The 15,158-nt window shown below is 58.1% G+C and carries 15 protein-coding genes and 1 riboswitch; of the genes, 12 read left to right on the top strand and 3 right to left on the bottom strand.

Annotated features, from left to right (window positions below):
- Positions 1–61 precede the first annotated feature (61 nt).
- Positions 62–886, top strand: coding sequence for an ABC transporter permease (locus AC2FNU_RS00005; protein WP_496784103.1), 825 nt, complete (start codon positions 62–64; stop codon positions 884–886).
- Here AC2FNU_RS00005 and AC2FNU_RS00010 read toward each other — a convergent pair.
- The gene (locus AC2FNU_RS00010) at positions 883–1,485 is read right to left on the bottom strand and encodes an alpha-ketoglutarate-dependent dioxygenase AlkB family protein (protein WP_496784104.1); all 603 of its coding nucleotides are present in this window, start codon (positions 1,483–1,485) and stop codon (positions 883–885) included. The genes AC2FNU_RS00005 and AC2FNU_RS00010 overlap by 4 nt on opposite strands.
- Positions 1,486–1,697: 212 nt before the next feature.
- On the opposite strand from AC2FNU_RS00010, the gene dnaK reads away from it, so the two are divergent.
- Both dnaK and dnaJ read left to right on the top strand, forming a co-directional pair.
- Positions 1,698–3,605 carry a molecular chaperone DnaK gene (dnaK, locus tag AC2FNU_RS00015; protein ID WP_496784105.1) on the top strand — a complete coding sequence of 636 codons (1,908 nt, stop codon included), beginning with the start codon at positions 1,698–1,700 and terminating at the stop codon, positions 3,603–3,605.
- Between the two features lie 74 nt (positions 3,606–3,679).
- A complete protein-coding gene (gene dnaJ / locus AC2FNU_RS00020; protein WP_496784106.1) occupies positions 3,680–4,828 on the top strand; it encodes a molecular chaperone DnaJ in 1,149 nt (382 codons plus the stop codon).
- 75 nt (positions 4,829–4,903) lie between these two features.
- Here dnaJ and AC2FNU_RS00025 read toward each other — a convergent pair whose 3' ends face one another.
- The gene (locus AC2FNU_RS00025) at positions 4,904–6,184 is read right to left on the bottom strand and encodes an NAD(P)/FAD-dependent oxidoreductase (protein WP_496784107.1); all 1,281 of its coding nucleotides are present in this window, start codon (positions 6,182–6,184) and stop codon (positions 4,904–4,906) included.
- Positions 6,185–6,273: 89 nt separating this feature from the next.
- A complete protein-coding gene (locus AC2FNU_RS00030; protein WP_496784108.1) occupies positions 6,274–7,044 on the bottom strand; it encodes an IclR family transcriptional regulator in 771 nt (256 codons plus the stop codon).
- Between the two features lie 292 nt (positions 7,045–7,336).
- Here AC2FNU_RS00030 and AC2FNU_RS00035 point away from each other — a divergent pair, with 292 nt between their 5' ends.
- The 9 genes from AC2FNU_RS00035 (at position 7,337) to AC2FNU_RS00075 (ending at position 15,149) form a co-directional block, all read left to right on the top strand.
- Positions 7,337–8,338, top strand: coding sequence for a taurine ABC transporter substrate-binding protein (locus AC2FNU_RS00035; protein ID WP_496784109.1), 1,002 nt, complete (start codon positions 7,337–7,339; stop codon positions 8,336–8,338).
- A 102-nt stretch (positions 8,339–8,440) separates the two neighbouring features.
- A complete protein-coding gene (locus AC2FNU_RS00040; protein WP_171092888.1) occupies positions 8,441–9,247 on the top strand; it encodes a taurine ABC transporter ATP-binding protein in 807 nt (268 codons plus the stop codon).
- The gene (locus AC2FNU_RS00045) at positions 9,244–10,512 is read left to right on the top strand and encodes an ABC transporter permease subunit (RefSeq protein WP_496784110.1); all 1,269 of its coding nucleotides are present in this window, start codon (positions 9,244–9,246) and stop codon (positions 10,510–10,512) included. The genes AC2FNU_RS00040 and AC2FNU_RS00045 overlap by 4 nt, the downstream gene beginning before the upstream one ends.
- A 208-nt stretch (positions 10,513–10,720) precedes the next feature.
- Positions 10,721–10,827, top strand: a riboswitch (TPP riboswitch).
- Positions 10,828–10,871: 44 nt separating this feature from the next.
- Positions 10,872–11,675, top strand: coding sequence for a bifunctional hydroxymethylpyrimidine kinase/phosphomethylpyrimidine kinase (gene thiD / locus AC2FNU_RS00050; RefSeq protein ID WP_496784111.1), 804 nt, complete (start codon positions 10,872–10,874; stop codon positions 11,673–11,675).
- Positions 11,672–12,649, top strand: a complete 978-nt coding sequence (gene thiO / locus AC2FNU_RS00055; RefSeq protein ID WP_496784112.1) for a glycine oxidase ThiO — start codon at positions 11,672–11,674, stop codon at positions 12,647–12,649. Before thiD ends, thiO begins: the two co-directional genes overlap by 4 nt.
- Positions 12,633–12,827, top strand: a complete 195-nt coding sequence (thiS, locus tag AC2FNU_RS00060; RefSeq protein ID WP_496784113.1) for a sulfur carrier protein ThiS — start codon at positions 12,633–12,635, stop codon at positions 12,825–12,827. Before thiO ends, thiS begins: the two co-directional genes overlap by 17 nt.
- A gap of 2 nt (positions 12,828–12,829) precedes the next feature.
- A complete protein-coding gene (locus tag AC2FNU_RS00065) occupies positions 12,830–13,594 on the top strand; it encodes a thiazole synthase (RefSeq protein WP_496784114.1) in 765 nt (254 codons plus the stop codon).
- A complete protein-coding gene (locus AC2FNU_RS00070; protein WP_496784115.1) occupies positions 13,591–14,187 on the top strand; it encodes a thiamine phosphate synthase in 597 nt (198 codons plus the stop codon). The genes AC2FNU_RS00065 and AC2FNU_RS00070 overlap by 4 nt, the downstream gene beginning before the upstream one ends.
- Positions 14,184–15,149, top strand: coding sequence for a ThiF family adenylyltransferase (locus tag AC2FNU_RS00075; protein ID WP_496784116.1), 966 nt, complete (start codon positions 14,184–14,186; stop codon positions 15,147–15,149). Before AC2FNU_RS00070 ends, AC2FNU_RS00075 begins: the two co-directional genes overlap by 4 nt.
- Positions 15,150–15,158: the final 9 nt, after the last annotated feature.

Consider the following 15,158-nt stretch of genomic DNA (forward strand, 5'->3'; position numbering starts at 1 on the left):
GTTACGGAACGGCAAGATATTCATGCCAGATTGAGGGCAGCGAGGCAGGAAAGACCTTCGAGTGTATTACTTCAAGCGTAATCAATCGCTGCTGGGCGGCGCATTTACAACTGCTGAACTGGTGTTCCACGCAGTTGTCAGGAACGTGCGCTCGCAACACCCGAATGCAGTTATTGCCATTCTGATCAACATCGTGCAGCTGGTGGTGATGTGCATGGTGTTTTACCTGCTTATGACGCTGCTGGGTCGGGGCGGCGTTGCCAAGATCAGGGGTGAGTTCCTGCTTTATATCTTGTCGGGTGTCTTTCCGTTCATGATCCATATTCAGTCGATTGGGGCAATCTCGGGGGTTGGTGCTGCCAACAATCCGATGACGCTGCATTCACCAATGAACGTGATGGTCCTGATCTTATCGGCCGCTTTCAGCACGTTGTACAAGCAGGTGATGGCCATGTTCGTCCTTCTGTTCATATACAGTGTCGCGGTCGCTCCGTTAGAGATTGAGAACCCCGGTGGTGCCTTTGGTATGGTGCTGCTGGCGTGGTTTACGGGGTGTGCGATCGGGCTTGTGTTCATGGCGATCAAACCCTGGTTTCCGACAACCGTTTCGATGCTGACGAATATATACCGTCGGATGAACATGGTGTTCTCGGGAAAGATGTTCGTTGCAAACACAATGGGCGGGTGGTTGTTGATGATGTTTGCGTGGAATCCGCTTTTCCATATCATCGATCAATGTCGCGGCTTCATTTTCCGCAACTATTTCCCCCGCAATACCAGTTGGGAGTACGCGGTCTGGGTCGGGATCGCCCTGTTGATGATCGGATTGATGGGTGAATTCTTTACGCGCCAGCATGTTTCGCAAAGCTGGAATGCCCGCCGTTAACGCGCCACCCGCAATGTGAGATTGATCCGCCCACCCTTGGGCAACAGGCGCGACGATCCGAACCTGATCCGGTCCACCCCGTGATACGCCAGCCGCGCGGGCCCACCCATCACGACGACATCGCCCGAGCTGAGCCAGATCGACTCGGTCTTGCCGCCACGTGTCGTGTTGCCAATGCGGAACAGGGCGTCATCGCCGAGAGAAATCGATAAAACAGGCCAGGAATAATCGGCTTCGTCCTTGTCCTGATGCAGGCCCATTTTTGCGCCTTCACCATAGTAGTTGACCAAACAGCAATCCGGTTCACGCTCTGTGCTGACCAGATCTCGCCAAATATCTAGAATACTTGCGGGTATGCAGGGCCAAACTCCGCCCTTTGGATGCTGATCCTGATAGCGATAGCCCGCTTTGTCCGTTACCCAACCCAAAGCCCCGGCCGAGGTCATTCGCACTGACATTTCTTTGCCCGAAGGCGTAACGGGGCGAAACAACGGCGCGGCTTTTAGAATCGGCCGCAAATCACCGATAATCTGTGCCTGTGCCGCAGGATCCAGATAGGCTTTTCTGATATCAAACCCCCGCAAAACCAGCCGTGCCATTCCGGAAACCCCAATCCTTTCCAAATCCTTGCCAAAAAAGGCCACAGATTCCCGAAAACCTGCCTTTTACGGTGCTTGCAGGCCCTTGGTCTGGCCCTTATATACGCCGGGACGCGCGATGGTAGTGCTGTCGCGCACATCAGATCGGGGACGGGATGCCGAAACGGGTCCGGTTCTCGAGACATCGCCTTGAAGAGAAAGGGATTGCAAAAATGGGAAAAGTAATCGGGATTGACCTCGGAACCACCAACTCGTGTGTGGCCATCATGGACGGCTCGCAGCCGAAGGTCATCGAAAACGCCGAAGGGGCGCGGACCACGCCCTCGATCGTCGCCTTCACCGAAGATGAGCGCCTGGTCGGTCAGCCTGCAAAACGTCAGGCGGTCACCAACCCCGACAACACGATCTTTGGCGTCAAGCGCCTGATCGGTCGTCGCGTGGATGATGCAGAAGTCGAAAAAGACAAGAAGATGGTGCCGTACGCCATCGTTGATGGCGGCAACGGCGACGCGTGGGTCGAAGCCCGCGGTGAAAAGTACTCCCCAAGCCAGATCTCGGCCTTCACTCTGGGTAAGATGAAGGAAACGGCTGAAAGCTATCTGGGTGAGGAAGTCACACAAGCGGTCATTACCGTTCCGGCATACTTCAACGACGCACAGCGTCAGGCTACCAAAGACGCCGGTAAAATCGCCGGTCTGGAAGTGCTGCGGATCATCAACGAACCGACAGCGGCTGCTCTGGCCTATGGTCTGGACAAGGAAGAAACCCAAACCATCGCGGTCTATGACCTTGGCGGTGGTACCTTCGACGTGACCATCCTGGAAATCGACGACGGCCTGTTCGAAGTCAAATCGACCAACGGTGACACCTTCCTGGGTGGTGAAGACTTTGACATGCGCATCGTCAACTACCTGGCCGATGAGTTCAAAAAAGAGCATGGCGTCGATCTGTCCGCCGACAAGATGGCGTTGCAGCGTCTGAAAGAAGCCGCTGAGAAAGCCAAGATCGAGCTGTCCTCGACCTCGCAGACCGAAATCAACCAGCCGTTCATCTCGATGGGTTCGAACGGTCAGCCGCTGCACATGGTCATGAAACTGACCCGTGCCAAGCTGGAATCGCTGGTTGCGGACCTGATCAAGAAGTCGATGAAGCCTTGCGCCGCCGCTCTGAAAGACGCTGGCCTGTCGGCTGCTGACGTGGACGAAGTTGTTCTGGTCGGTGGTATGACCCGGATGCCGAAAGTGATCGAAGAGGTCACCAAATTCTTCGGTAAAGAGCCGCACAAGGGTGTGAACCCGGACGAAGTGGTTGCCATGGGCGCCGCCATTCAGGCCGGTGTTCTGCAAGGCGACGTCAAAGACGTTGTTCTGCTGGACGTAACTCCGCTGTCGCTGGGCATCGAAACGCTGGGTGGCGTGTTCACCCGTCTGATCGACCGCAACACGACCATTCCGACCAAGAAATCTCAGGTCTTTTCGACTGCCGAGGACAACCAGAACGCCGTGACCATCCGCGTGTTCCAGGGTGAGCGTGAAATGGCTGCGGACAACAAGATCCTGGGTCAGTTCAACCTCGAAGACATCCCGCCCGCACCGCGCGGTATGCCTCAGATCGAGGTGACGTTTGACATCGACGCCAACGGTATTGTCTCGGTTTCGGCCAAGGACAAGGGCACCGGCAAAGAGCAGAAGATCACCATCCAGGCTTCGGGCGGTCTGTCCGACGAGGACATCGAAAAGATGGTCAAGGACGCCGAAGAGAACGCGGAAGCCGACAAGGAACGCCGCGAACTGGTCGACGCCAAGAACCAGGCGGAAAGCCTCATCCACTCGACCGAGAAGTCGATGGAAGAGCATTCCGACAAGGTCGACCCGACCACAATCGAAGCCATCGAGCTGGCGATCGCCGCACTGAAGGACGAGTTGGAGACCGAGAATGCCGACAAGATCAAGTCGGGCATCCAGAACGTCACAGAAGCGGCCATGAAGCTGGGCGAAGCCATCTATAAGGCGCAGTCCGAGGAAGCTGAAGACGAACCTGCCGCCGCAGATGCAGCACCGAGCGACGATGACATTGTCGACGCCGAGTTCGAAGATCTGGACGACGACAAGCGTAAGTAACGGGTAACCGGGCCAATTTGGGCCGGTCCGGTTGCCGGGCCGGCCCGATTACGTTGAGGCAGAAGGAAATACTGATGTCAAAACGCGACTATTACGATGTGCTCGGCGTAGCCAAAGGTGCATCGGCGGACGAGATCAAAAAGGGTTTTCGCAAGAAAGCCAAGGAATTGCATCCCGACCGCAACAAGGACAACCCGGATGCTGAGGCGCAGTTCAAGGAAGCGAACGAAGCCTATGACGTGCTGCGCGACGCCGACAAAAAAGCAGCTTACGACCGCTTTGGTCATGCCGCATTTGAAAACGGTATGGGTGGCGGTGGACGTCCCGGCGGCGGCTTTGGTCAGGGCGATTTCTCGAGCGCGTTCTCGGACGTTTTCGACGATCTGTTCGGCGATTTCATGGGTGGTCAACGCGGTGGCGGCGGCGGTCGTCGTGCCGCGCGCGGATCGGACCTGCGCTATAATCTGCGCGTGACGCTGGAAGAGGCGTTCTCGGGCCTTCAGAAAACCATCAACGTCCCTACGGCCGTGGCCTGCTCGTCCTGTGACGGAACCGGCGCGGAAGGCGGTGTTGAACCCACAACCTGCCCTACTTGTTCCGGCATGGGCAAAGTACGGGCGCAGCAGGGCTTCTTTACGGTCGAGCGCACCTGCCCGACCTGTTCGGGGCTGGGTCAGATCATCAAGAACCCCTGCAAATCGTGCCAGGGATCAGGCCGTGTTGAAAAAGACCGTGCCTTGTCCGTCAATATCCCGGCTGGGGTCGAAACCGGAACACGGATTCGGCTTGCTGGCGAGGGTGAAGCTGGGATGCGCGGTGGTCCTCCGGGCGATCTCTATATCTTTGTCGAGGTCTCTGACCACAAGCTGTTCGAGCGCGACAGCGTGAACCTTTATTGCCGGGTTCCGGTCAGCATGGCCAAGGCCGCGCTGGGCGGTTCGATCGAAGTGCCGACCATCGATGGTGGACGGGGTCGTGTCCAGATTCCGGCAGGTAGCCAATCAGGTCGCCAGATGCGCCTGCGCGGCAAAGGCATGCCTGCGCTGCGTGGTAGTGGTGTTGGCGATATGTTCATCGAACTGGCGGTGGAAACTCCGGTCAATCTGACGAGCCGTCAGAAAGAGCTGCTGCGTGAGTTTGAGGATCTGGGTGAAGACAACCACCCGGAATCCAAAAGCTTTTTCTCTTCCGTCAAATCCTTCTGGGATGGAATGAAAGGCTAAGACAGAGGCGGCGTTTGCCGCCTCTTTTACGTTCTGGCCGTTGTGAAAACCAACACGTCTCGGTGTCGTTTGACGCTACCTGGTTTCTAGCCAATCCATCAAACGCATCGACCAGATCGCCGTTCCCAGACCTGCAACCTTGAACGGGCGATAGGACATGGCTCGCACCGGGGTTGTTGGAAAGGTCAGAGACTCAGGGTCAGTGCCCAATGCCCGCTCGGCTAAAACACGGCCCATGACATGCGACATCGCAACGCCGCGCCCATTATATCCAAGACCGATTAAAAGACCCGGCTGAGGTTCATGCAGGTGGGGCAGGTGGTCGTCGGTAACCGCGATGCGCCCGCCCCAGCGATGGGACCAGTTGGCACCTTTTAACTGAGGGAAAACGCGTTCGGCGTCCCGTTGAAGCCAGTCGAAGCCGCCCAGCTTGCCCGCGCGATCCACGCGCCCCAACCCACCATAGACCAACCGATTGTCCGGCTCACGCCGAGCATACATGATGATACGTCGGCTGTCCGAGATTGTGTGCCCCTGTGGCAGAATCGAAGCGATAACGTCGTCCGGCAGAGGATCTGTTGCGATCTGGATCGGGGGCAGAGGCAGGATGCTGTTGGACAGTTTCGGCACCAGCGGACCGGTATAGCCATTGGTGGCGACGATCACGACGTCAGACGTGACGACGCCCTGAGCTGTGCGCAATTGCCACTTACTGCCGACTTTGTTCATCGAGGTGACAGCGCTGTTTCCAAAAATCGAAACGCCGCGTTGCTGGGCGGCATCTGCCACGCCGCGCGCCAGCATCATTGGCTGTACCGCGCCGCCGCGCGGGGTCACAACTCCACTGGAATAAGCGCGTGTGCCTGATGTTTGTCTCAGTTCGTCCCCGCGCAGAATCTCCATTCCTGCGCCAAATTCGTTCCACGCTTTCACATCCGCTTCGGCCTTGCGCAATGCCCGGTTATTGTGCAGCACGCGCAGCCATCCTTTTTGTCGCGCCTGACACGGGATTTGATAGGTATCGATCAGAGCAAACAATTCGTCTGCGGAATTCAGCGACGCTTCGGTCAGGCGCTCAAAATAGGTCTCGCCCAGCATGCGGCGCAGATCCTTGGGCGAGTTGAATGGCAGCATCGGATTGACCTGCCCACCGGTTCGCCCCGACGCGCCCCAGCCCACATCCCCTGCATCAAGAACAACTACGGACGTGCCTGCTTCGGCCAGAAACAATGCAGCGCGCAGACCAGTGAACCCGGCGCCTATTATGGCCACATCGGCTTGTAGATCGCCGGACATGTGCGGATTTTCGGGCTTCTTCGGTGCAGTGGCCGCCCAAAGCGAGTTCGGCCGTGTCACCACAGCATGTGGCGTTGCAAGCATAATACTCCCGCATATCAGAACTCAATTCTAATATTCGATAGCTATGCTTTGGCCATCAAGTCAAGTTATTCCGGGGCCTCGCCTCCGATTCGGTCACAAATCTCGGCGGCGGTTTGTTTCAGCAAGTCGAGATTTGCACGCAATTCGTCAGGTGTGTTGTCCGCCGTCAAAGTCCACATGGATAGGCAGGCGGCAACTTTGCCCTGTTCATTCCAGATCGGGGCGGACATGCCCATGACCTGCAGGAATTCTTCTTTCACGACCATCGCGTAGCCCTGGTTCCGAACGACTTCAAGGTCCGCTTCAAGCTCTGGCAGGCGGGTTCGGGTGAACTCGGTAAACTTCTCCAAACCAGATGATTCCAGCACGGAACGGCGCTGTTTCTCGGACATAAACGCAAGAAAAACCTTGCCTGCAGCGGTGCAATGCAACGGCGCGTGATCACCCGTTCGCGCTGCATATCGAATCGCGACATGGTTGGACGTTCGCAGGTACAGAATGGTATCGCCGTCCAGCACGGACAACGCTATGTTCATGCCGGTCTCTTCACTGAGACGGTCAACAGGTTCGGCTACGACTTGCTGCAGATCAGGGTGGCGGAACCCTGCACGTGCCCAGGCCTGAAACCGTGGACCGGGCTTGTAGGTTCTGCCGGTTTTTTCGTACTCGACCAATCCTTCGCTTTGAAGAACAGCCAAAACACGGTGGCACGAACTTTTGACGAAACCAGTCTGTGCGACAATGTCCGAAAACACCATCGGCCGCTTCGCATGGGTCAGGACGTCCATGATTTTTGCGCATTTTGCGACGATAGAGCTGTCTGTCGGTCTTGCCATGCCTGATCCTATATCTACTGCATTGCAGAACTACGACGAGTTTTTGTTCATTTCAAGCTTTTCAACGCTCGTTTATGTATAGTTGAACAATAAACAGTTGACGTAAAGAACGCGCACTCACTAGTGTTCCATTTCAGAACACCTGTTCTGCACAACGATAGAGTGAGGGTTTCAAGATAAGCGGCGTACCCAACACAATACGCGGCGCTGTGCCGAAAGATGCACGCAACTCTCTCAAAAGAAATACGGCGGTTCACGCTGAAAACAAAAAGTGACCCAACCGGAGGATACTATGAAGAAAACACTCGCCACTCTCGCAGCGACCAGTGTGCTTGCGCTGACAAGCCACTCGGCGCTTGCACAAGATCTGGAAGAAATCACTGTCGCATACTTCTTGGAATGGCCCCTGCCCATGTTGGAAGCCAAAGCGAATGGAACCTATGACGAAGCGCTTGGCCTCAAGGTCAACTGGGTCAGTTTTGAAACCGGCACCGCGATGAGCGCAGCCATGGCGTCTGGCGACGTGCAGATTGCGGTCAGCCAGGGCATTCCGCCTTTTGTTGTCGCCGCCTCTGCGGGTCAGGCGATTCAGGTGGTTGATGTCGCCGTGACGTATTCCGAGAATGACAACTGCGTCGTTTCAGAAGCGCTGGAGATCGACAAGGAAAACGCCAGCGAACTGGCCGGTAAAAAGGTCGCCGTTCCACTGGGTACCGCCGCACACTATGGCTTCCTGCGTCAGATGGACCATTTCGGAATCGATCTGGCCAGCCTTGAAGTTGTCGACATGGCCCCGCCCGAAGGTGCCGCAGCCCTGAGCCAGGGCGCGGTTGATTTCGCCTGCGGATATGGCGGCGGTCTGTCCCGGATGAAAGAGCACGGCAACGTTCTGTTGACCGGTGCCGAGAAGGAAGAGCTGGGTATTCTGGTGTTCGACGTAACCTCAGCCCCGGAAAGCTTTATCTCGGAAAACCCGGAACTGGTCGCACAGTTCCTGCAGGTGACAGCAGATGCAAATGAGCGCTGGAACTCGGGTGCAGGCGGTGACGCGATGCTTGAGGTTGTTGCCAAGGAATCCGGCATGGACCTCGACGGTGCGCGCGCCGCTATCGGAACGATGGGCTTCCCCAGCATGGATGACCAGCTGTCGCAGAAATGGCTGGGCGGCAACGTTCAAACCTTCATGAAAGGCGTTGCAGATGTGTTTGTCGCGGCTGGTAGCATCGATGGCGCTTTGGACAGCTATGACGACTCGGTCAACATTGAACCGATGAAGATTGCCGACGGCAAATAACATGGTCCGGCGTGTCGCATTTCGATGCGCATGCCGGTCTTTCCCCGGCAATCGGGTGCGCCGCCTGCGCGTGGGCGCGCCCTTATCCACAGAGAGACGGATATGACAGGTTTATCCATCGAAAACATCTCCATGCGCTTCGACCTGCCTAACGGAACGGCGGTGCAGGCGTTGAAAGATGTCACGTTGCATCTGAACGAAGGCGAGTTGATGAGCGTGCTGGGCCCCTCGGGTTGCGGCAAGACCACACTGCTGAACATCGTTGCGGGTTTTCTGGCCCCGACCGAAGGGCAGATCGTGATGAACGGACACACGGTCACTGGCCCTGATGCCGAACGTGGCATGGTGTTTCAAAAAGGCGCTTTGTTCGAATGGATGAGCGTGCGTGACAATGTAAGCTTTGGTCCCCGGATGAAGGGCCAGAAGGAAGCGCAATACGCGGCCGAGGTCGATCATCTGCTTGAGGTCGTGGGCCTGCAGGATTTCAAGGAAAAGGCGATCTACGAGCTGTCTGGCGGGATGCAGCAGCGTGTGGCGCTGGCACGGTGTCTGGCAAATGACCCCGATGTCATCCTGATGGACGAACCGCTGGGCGCGCTGGACGCACTGACCCGTGAAAAAATGCAATCGCTGGTTTTGAAACTTTGGAAAGAGACCGGCAAGACCATCATCCTGATCACCCACTCGGTCGAAGAGGCGCTGCTGCTGGGCGAGCGTCTGCTGGTGATGGCCCCAAGACCGGGGCGCATTCACAAGGAATATCGTCTGCCCTTTGCGGACATGGGCGTTGACCAGGATCTGCGTGAGGTCAAGAAACACCCTGACTTCGCCACCAACCGCGAAGAGATCCTGGGCATGATCTGGGACATGGAAGAAGAAATCATGGGTCGGACGGAGGCAGCGCAATGATCCCCATTCTGATCTATATCGCGATTTTCATCGGTGCCTTCTTTGTGGTCAAATTGGTCACCGCTGGCACAGACCGACATGATTTCACGTCTCTTAAGACGGTCACTTTCGGCGATGAAAGCGCCGTTGTCTCGGATCGCAAGGCGTCAATCATCTCGATCATCGCCATCTTCGTGCTTTGGGGCGCATTCACTGGATCGACCCTGCTGCCATCCTTTTTACACGCGCCCGGACCGTATGTCGGAGAAGGCACGTTCACCTACACAGTGGAAACGGCTGATGGTCAGACCGATGACGCCACGGTGACGGTGATTGTGCACCCTGCGGACGCACCGGTGGACGAACCCGAGGTCGCACCCGGCGACGGATTTGCCAAGGACGATGCCGTAGTGGTTCAGGCTTATCGCAGCAAGCTGGCCCGTCTTGACCGAAATGATGAGGTCGGTCGCGACGAGGGGGCCAAGATCGTTGCTGTGAATGGTCAGCCGATTGAGCCGGGTGGTGTTGTGAACACCGACTTCGGCCGTGTGGTCATGTCGCAGCGCGGCACGCTCAATATTGACCCGGACAAAGGCTGGCAGATGGAGCCGATCTGGCTGCCCGCTCCGGAAAACGTTTTCGAACGCTTGGGTGAGATTGCCAGCGAAGGCTTCCGGAACTTCACCCTTTGGGAGCATCTGGGTTATTCGCTGTTCCGCGTGATCGTGGGCTTCCTGCTGGGATCGCTTGTGGGCATTCCGTTGGGCTATGCCATGGGGCTTTCCAACTGGTTCCGTGGGTGGTTCGACCCGATCGTTGAATTCATGCGCCCGGTGCCTCCGCTGGCTCTGATTCCGCTGGTGATCATCTGGGCCGGGATCGGAGAAGGCGGCAAGATCATCCTGCTGTTCCTGGCGGCGCTTTGGATTATGGCGATTGCGGCCCGTTCTGGTGTGTCCGGCGTGAACATCTCAAAGGTACACGCGGCCTATTCCCTTGGGGCGTCGAAGTGGCAGGTGATGCGCTATGTGATCATCCCTAACTCACTGCCCGAGATATTCACCGGAGCGCGGGTGGCTATGGGCGTCTGCTGGGGTACGGTTGTGGCTGCAGAACTGGTCGCCGCTGAAAAAGGGGCCGGCATGATGATCATGGTTGCCTCGAAATTCCAGAACACCGACATCGTGATCATGGGTATCATCCTGATTGGTGTCATCGGGTTCGGTATCGACATGCTGATGCGCTGGGCCGAACGTGTTCTGGTGCCCTGGAAAGGCAAAAGCTGATCGATTTGCATCAGGCGTCAACGCGCGTCTGATTGCTTTTAGACCGATCAAAAGGCGCGGTTTTCCGGTCCCGGGTGCCGCGCTTTTTTCGTTGTGCGTCTGCTGCCCTGCTATGCGTGTGACAATACGGGTCAGCAATATATCCAGTTTGCAGGCCGATTGCGCCCAATTGGCTCTTGCGTTTGGCGTCGGTGGCTGAGATTGTCTGCGCCAACCGTTGGGGTGCCCTGATCGCAGGGCTGAGAGGCGCGGCTGCGCTAACCCATCGAACCTGATCCGGGCAATTCCGGCGTAGGGAACGGTCTTATGAATGCAGACAGTTTTCCTACATCGTTGCCCAAAGAAGATGGAGCGACGACATGGCTGCAATTGCCCTGACCATTGCGGGATCCGACAGCGGCGGCGGTGCCGGGATACAGGCCGATCTGAAGGCCATGTCAGCACTTGGTGTTTTTGGGGCCAGCGTGATCACCGCCGTCACAGCACAGAACACGCAGGCCGTCACAGCGGTGCATGGTATCCCTCTGGACGTGATCGAGGCGCAAATTCACGCCGTTTTGGGCGATCTGGATGTCAAAGCTGTAAAAATCGGAATGCTGGCAACACCCGAGATCATTCAGACCGTCGCCAAGGGGCTGGCCGACTTTCAGGGCCCCATTGTTCTGGACCCGGTGATGATCGCCAAGTCCGGTGACGCCTTGCTGGCGCAAGAGGCAATCCAGACCTTGCGCGATGTGTTGTTGCCGATGGCGACGGTTTTGACCCCAAACCTGCCCGAAGCCGCCTGCCTGTTGGACGCAGAAGAGGCCAAAACCCCAAAGCAGATGGCCGCGCAGGGTCAGGCCCTTTGCGCTTTGGGTGCGCGCGCTGTGGTGATGAAGGGCGGTCACGGTGCGGGCGAGATGTGTCATGATTTGCTCATCGATCCGACGGGTATCGTGGCAGAATTTCAGGCCCCGCGCAGGAATACCAAAAACACGCATGGGACCGGATGCACCCTGTCATCCTCGATTGCCGCGGGTTTGGCAAAGGGTCTGCCTTTGAAGGAGGCCGCTGCGCAGGCGCATGAATACCTGCAAGGCGCGATTGCACGCGCAGATGAACTGAACGTGGGTTCCGGGCATGGTCCGGTGCATCATTTCCATCAGGTCTGGCCCAAGTGACCGTCTGGTCTGTAATAGGAGCCGGGGTCGCCGGTCTGGCCGTGGCCAGCGAACTGGTGTCGCGCGGCGCGAAGGTGCAGGTGTTTGATCCCGGCGGCTCGCCAGGCCCGCACGGGTGTTCGTGGTGGGCCGGGGGCATGCTGGCCCCCTGGTGTGAATATGAAAACGCGGAAGAACCGGTGCTGAGACTGGGTCAGCAGGCCATCGACTGGTGGGAAGGCCGCACAAAGGTACAGCGGTGCGGTACGCTGGTTGTCGCCAATACTCGGGACCTGCCAGACCTACGCAGATTCGCGCGCCGGACCGAGGCGTATGTGGATGCTGATCGCGCGAAAATAAACGAGTTAGAGCCTGATCTGCACGGGTTTGGGAAAGGTCTGTTCTTTGACCAGGAAGCCCACCTTGATCCCCGTCAGGCGTTGCAGGACCTCTATCGAGGTCTGAAAGAGCAAGGGGTGGAGTTCCACCGGAAACTGGCACCCGCGCAGCTTGAGAACGCTATCGACTGCCGCGGACTGCACGCGAGAGAATATCTTCATGATCTTCGGGGTGTGAAGGGTGAAATGCTGGTCGTGCGTTGCCCGGACGTGACACTGACCCGTCCCGTGCGTCTTTTGCACCCCCGGATGCCGCTTTATATCGTGCCGAGGGGCGATGGCATCTACATGCTGGGCGCGACCATGATCGAAAGCGAAGACAGCAGCCGCATCACGGCCCGGTCCATGCTGGAACTGCTCAGCGCGGCTTATGCTCTGAACCCGGCCTTTGGTGAGGCTGAGGTGCTGGAAATCGGTGTCGATCTGCGCCCTGCCTTTCCAGACAATTTGCCCCGCATCCGTCGCTTGGGTCGGACAATCTACGCCAACGGGCTCTATCGGCATGGTTACCTGCTGGCCCCGGCTTTGGCACAAGGTGTGGCGGATCTGGCGTTGGACAACACTCATTCGGAGATGGTCGATGAAGATCGTGCTTAACGGAGAGGCGCGGGACGTACGCGCCGAAACCTTGGCAGAGCTGCTGGACGAATGCGGCTTCACTGGCCGCGTTGCCACCGCAGTAAACGAAGACTTCGTGCCGTCCAGCCTGCGTGTCGCGCACAAACTGGCCGATGGCGACCGTGTCGAAGTTGTTGCACCGATGCAAGGGGGGTGAGCATGAAAACCTTCTACGGAACCGAACTGCCCAACCCCTTGATGCTCGGCACGGCCCAATACCCCAGCCCTGCCATTCTGGAGCAGGCTTTCCGTGACAGCGGTGCGGGTGTTGCAACGGTTTCCCTGCGCCGTGAATCCGGGGCCGGACAGACCTTTTGGCAGATGATCCGGGAACTGGGCGTCCTGATCCTGCCCAACACCGCTGGGTGCCACACTGTAAAAGAGGCCGTGACCACAGCCCATATGGCCCGCGAGGTGTTTGAGACCCCGTGGATCAAACTGGAACTGATTGGGCACACCGACAGCCTGCAACCGGATGTGTTCCAATTGGTCGAAGCCGCCCGCATCCTGACCGAAGACGGATTTCAGGTGTTCCCCTATACCACCGAAGACCTGATCGTGGGCGAACGCCTGCTGGAAGCGGGGTGCGAGGTGCTGATGCCCTGGGGGGCGCCCATTGGGTCTGGGCGTGGTCTGAACAACGAATATGCTTTGCGTGCGATGCGGGCCGAATTTCCGGATGTTCCGCTGGTGGTCGATGCTGGTATCGGCTTGCCCAGCCATGCCGCCTACGCGATGGAGCTGGGCTATGACGCCGTGCTGTTGAACACAGCCGTGGCCCGCGCCGGAGATCCCGTGCTGATGGCCAAAGCGATGGCGCAGGCGACACTGGCCGGGCAGTTGGCCCATCAGGCGGACCCGATCGAGGCGCGCGATATGGCTGAACCTTCTACCCCTGTTGTTGGAAAGGCATTCCTGTCATGACGCTGGACCGTTTTTATCCGATCTTCGATCACTCGGACTGGCTGCGACGGATGTTGCCGCTGGGTGTCAAACTGGTGCAGCTGCGCGTCAAGGATCAGCCGGATGATGAGGTGCGCGAACAGATAGCGGCCTCGCACGATTTGTGCCGTGATCATGGCGCAGTTTTGGTGATCAATGATTACTGGCAACATGCCATTGATCTGGGGTGCGACTGGATTCACCTGGGGCAAGAGGATCTGGATGAGGCTGACCTGAAAGCTATCCGAAAAGCGGGTCTAAAACTGGGTGTTTCCACCCATGACGAAGATGAGCTTGAGCGTGTGCTTGCCATGGATCCGGACTATGTGGCGCTGGGACCGGTTTATCCCACCATCCTGAAAAAGATGAAATGGCATCAACAGGGCCTGCCCCGCGTGACCGAATGGAAGGCACGTGTTGGCGACATTCCCTTGGTTGGCATCGGCGGCATGAGCGTCGAGCGCGCGGGAGGCGTGCTGGCAGCTGGGGCCGATATTGTCTCGGCCGTGACGGACATCACCCTGAACGCCGACCCCGAAGCGCGGGTCCGCGCGTGGATCGAGGCGACGCGATGAGCCGCTATGCCCGTCAGACGCTACTGCCCGAAGTGGGTGCCGCAGGGCAGGGGCGTCTTTCATCGGCCCGTGTTCTGGTGGTGGGCGCAGGCGGGTTGGCCGCGCCGGTCCTTCCGCTTTTGGCCGGGGGTGGTGTGGGGCGGATCACAATTGTCGATGGTGACACTGTGGATCTGTCGAACCTGCACCGGCAAACCTTGTTTGCTGAGGCCGACTGCGGACGCCCCAAAGCAGACCGGGCTGCCGACCGGTGCCGCGCGTTGAACTCCGAGGTTGACCTTGTCGCCCTCAATCACGCGCTCACCAATGAAAACGCGGCCTCTCTTGTCGCGCAAGCCGACGTCGTTTTGGATTGCGCCGACAGTTACGCAGCCAGCTATATTCTGTCGGACACGTGCCAGGAGCAAGGCAAACCGTTGATCAGCGCCTCAGTCCTGGGGCTTTCGGGCTATGTCGGCGGGTTCTGTGGTGGTGCGCCATCCCTGCGCGCTGTGTTCCCGGATGCGCCGGACAGTGGGGCCAGCTGCGCGACAGCGGGCGTTCTGGGTCCGGTGGTTGGCGTGATCGGGGCGATGCAGGCCCAGATGGTGCTGAACCTGATCTTGGGGTTGGAACCCTCTCCTTTGGGGCAGATGGTGCAGTATGACGCGCGTAACCTGCGCAGTACCGGGTTCCGGTTTGACGATGCACCCGAGCCGAATACACGTTTTCGGTTCCTGTCTGCCAGTCAGCTAAAGGATGCGGACCAGATCGTGGAACTGCGCGGTGTGGCAGAGGCCCCAGTTCCGGCCCATCCAGACGCCATCCGCGTATCGCCGGCAGATCTGCATGAAATAGACCCTAACAAAGGCAAAAGGCTTGCGCTTTGCTGCGCCACTGGCCTGCGATCGTGGCGCGCTGCCGAACAGTTACAACCAGATTGGCCGGGCGAGATCGTCCTTGTCGCGGCCTCAACCTCGTGAGCGAAAAGG

Source organism: Ruegeria sp. BHSB064, from assembly GCF_059613205.1.